The sequence below is a fragment of the Pricia sp. genome, assembly GCF_041745955.1.
Classification (GTDB): domain Bacteria; phylum Bacteroidota; class Bacteroidia; order Flavobacteriales; family Flavobacteriaceae; genus Pricia.
The window spans coordinates 1-2,647 of the sequence record NZ_JBGTHY010000531.1; the positions used below are offsets into that span (position 1 = coordinate 1).

The 2,647-nt window shown below is 43.6% G+C and carries 2 protein-coding genes and 1 pseudogene; all 3 read left to right on the top strand.

Going from position 1 to position 2,647, the window contains the following annotated elements:
• On the top strand, window positions 1-951 hold a 951-nt coding region (locus ACEW8S_RS18835; RefSeq protein WP_373519650.1), incomplete at its 5' end, for a GNAT family N-acetyltransferase.
• Entirely contained in the window at window positions 881-2,197 is a 1,317-nt protein-coding gene (locus ACEW8S_RS18840) for a GNAT family N-acetyltransferase (protein WP_373519651.1), read from the top strand. The genes ACEW8S_RS18835 and ACEW8S_RS18840, both read left to right, overlap by 71 nt.
• A gap of 4 nt (window positions 2,198-2,201) precedes the next feature.
• Window positions 2,202-2,647, top strand: a pseudogene (locus tag ACEW8S_RS18845) (MBOAT family protein); the annotation flags it as partial.

Sequence of the window (2,647 nt, forward strand, 5' to 3'; positions counted from 1 at the left end):
GGTGAAAAACCCGTACTGATAGCCTACAGGGAAACCGGTACACTCATTGCCTTGCCCCTATTGATGCGTGATATAGAAGGTACGAGTTATAAGGACGCTACCTCGGTCTACGGGTATGCCGGCCCGCTGTGCAAGACCGAATCCGAAGACCCGGCAGCTCTCGACAACGCTCAATTTAAAAGTGAACTACAGCGTTTTCTTATGGAGAACAAGATTGTTTCCGTGTTTTCGCGATTGCATCCCTACCTCGAATATCAAGCGAACCTATTGAAGGGTATCGGCAACATAAGCAGTCCCGGTAGTGTAGTGAACATCGACCTTACCCTGCCGGTCGACATCCAAAGACAACAATACAACAGCCGTTTGAAAACCTATGTCAACAAGGCCAGAAGGGTTTATGATATTGTGGAAGGAAAGGAAGAGGAGCAAATCGAGGAGTTTATCGAAATGTACTACGAGAACATGCGAAGGGTCGATGCCGACCCGTATTATTTTTTCGATAAACGGTATTTCTACCAACTCATGATCAGTGCGTATTTTAAGGTGCAACTTTTACTCTGTTCCAGAAAGGATACGGGGGAACTGATCGGCGGTGCCATGTTCATCAAAACCGGTAATATCGTTCAGTATCATCTATCGGGATGCAAGGAAGAATATCTGCCCTTGAACCCCATTAAACTGTTGATCGATGAAATGCGTTTACAGGCAACCGCGGAAAATTACACCTATTTTAACCTTGGTGGTGGTCTTGGGGTCAGGGAAGATTCCCTTTTCTATTTTAAGGCCTCATTCTCCAAAGATCTCAAACCGGCGGGATTTTGGAAATATATCGTAAATAAAGAAGTCTACAACGACCTGGCAGCACAATCAAAAAAAGGCCATGAACTCAAAGAGCACGTGGAAACGGACTACTTCCCGGCCTATCGCCAGAATATCAAGACAGAGGCTTAACGACCGTATGTTGAACAATCCCTTTCTATCCGAAACCTTTACGGCCATTTGGTCCAAACATTTTGCTGCCGAAAAATCGGCACACCTATTTGGATTCCTGCCCTCCCTCGGCTTTACGAAAAATCGTTTCCTGCCCCTATATACCAATATTGGCAAGTGCCTTACCAAGGGTATCGGTTACCGCCTTGATGCCCAAAATTCAAACGGTTATAAAAAAAAGGCTTTCCTTCTTTACGATGTACCCAACTATTTTAAGGTAAATACCGATACCTCCGGCACCGACCTTGGCGTTTATCGCAGTACCCAATACCCCGGATTTCTGATCGATCTTGCAAATTTCAATACTGTCAGCGATTACCTAGCCACCGCCTTCAGTAAGAGTAGTAGGTACAAATTGAAGAAATACAAAAAACGCTTTGAGGCCTCTTTTGATGTGCGCTATGTCATGTACCGTGGCAAAATGGACAGGGAAACCTACGATTACATCTTCAAAAGTTTTCGGGAATTGCTCGAAAAACGCTTCGACGACAAGCAGATTACCAACAATAACCTCGATCCGAAAGAATGGCAATTCTATCATGAAGTCACCTACCCGATGCTTTTGCAAGGCAAGGCTTCCCTGTTTGTAATTTATAACCGGGATAACCCGATCGGAGTCACCTTAAACTTTTTTTCCGAGGATATTCTTTTCGATGCCATCACCGTTTTCGATATCGATTATGCCAAGTTCCATTTGGGATCGATCACCATTATGGAATTGATGGAGTGGTGCCTGGAAAACGGCCTGAAAACTTTCGACTTTTCAAAAGGATATTTTGACTATAAGACCCGATGGGCTACAACAACTTACGATTTTGAATATCATATCTATTACGATTCCAAATCGATACGTGCCAAGAGCATCGCTTTTTTACTGAAAAAATTCTTTGACCTAAAGCAACGGCTGCGGGAAAAGAACGTCAACGAGCAACTGCACCGGATTACCTACCGGTTTAAAAACAAAACCCCGAAACCCCTTCAGAACAGTGGCTATACCTTTGCCGAAATCGGCGACGAAGAACCCATAGTCCACGGAGAGGAAATAGCGTTGGAAGCGCCTGAAAACACCAATGTACGCCTATTGGTCTTCGAATACCTCTACCTTAACGACGCGCATTATCGAGACATTCAAATGTATACTTCGAATAAAAGTGATCACTATTTTTTGATCTGCAAGACTAAACGGGTTTTGGCGACGTTAGATTAGAGTTATGCTATTTAATTCCCTTGAATTTTTACTGTTTCTACCGATAGTTTTCGTACTATACTGGTTCGTATTCAAAAAGAGCCTGCGTATTCAGAATCTACTGGTAATCGTTGCCAGCTATGTTTTTTATGGTTGGTGGGACTGGCGCTTTCTGTTCCTGATCGCGTTCAGTACGCTCCTTGATTTCTATGTGGGACAATACATTTATAAAAATCGCGATGACCAGAAAAAAGCCAAATTCTGGCTATGGGTCAGTGTAATCTGTAACGTAGGCCTGTTGGGCTTTTTCAAATACTATAACTTCTTTGTCGATTCGTTCATCGAGGCGTTCGCAGCAATGGGCTACCAGATCAAAAGTGTATGGACCCTACGGATCATACTGCCCGTGGGTATTTCGTTCTATACCTTTCAGACGATGTCCTATTCGTTCGACATTTACTATAAAAAGCT

Excerpts from the sequence above, each read along its gene's own strand:
- ACEW8S_RS18840 (WP_373519651.1), top strand. The coding sequence starts at position 881 with ATGAACTCAAAGAGCACGTGGAAACGGACTACTTCCCGGCCTATCGCC.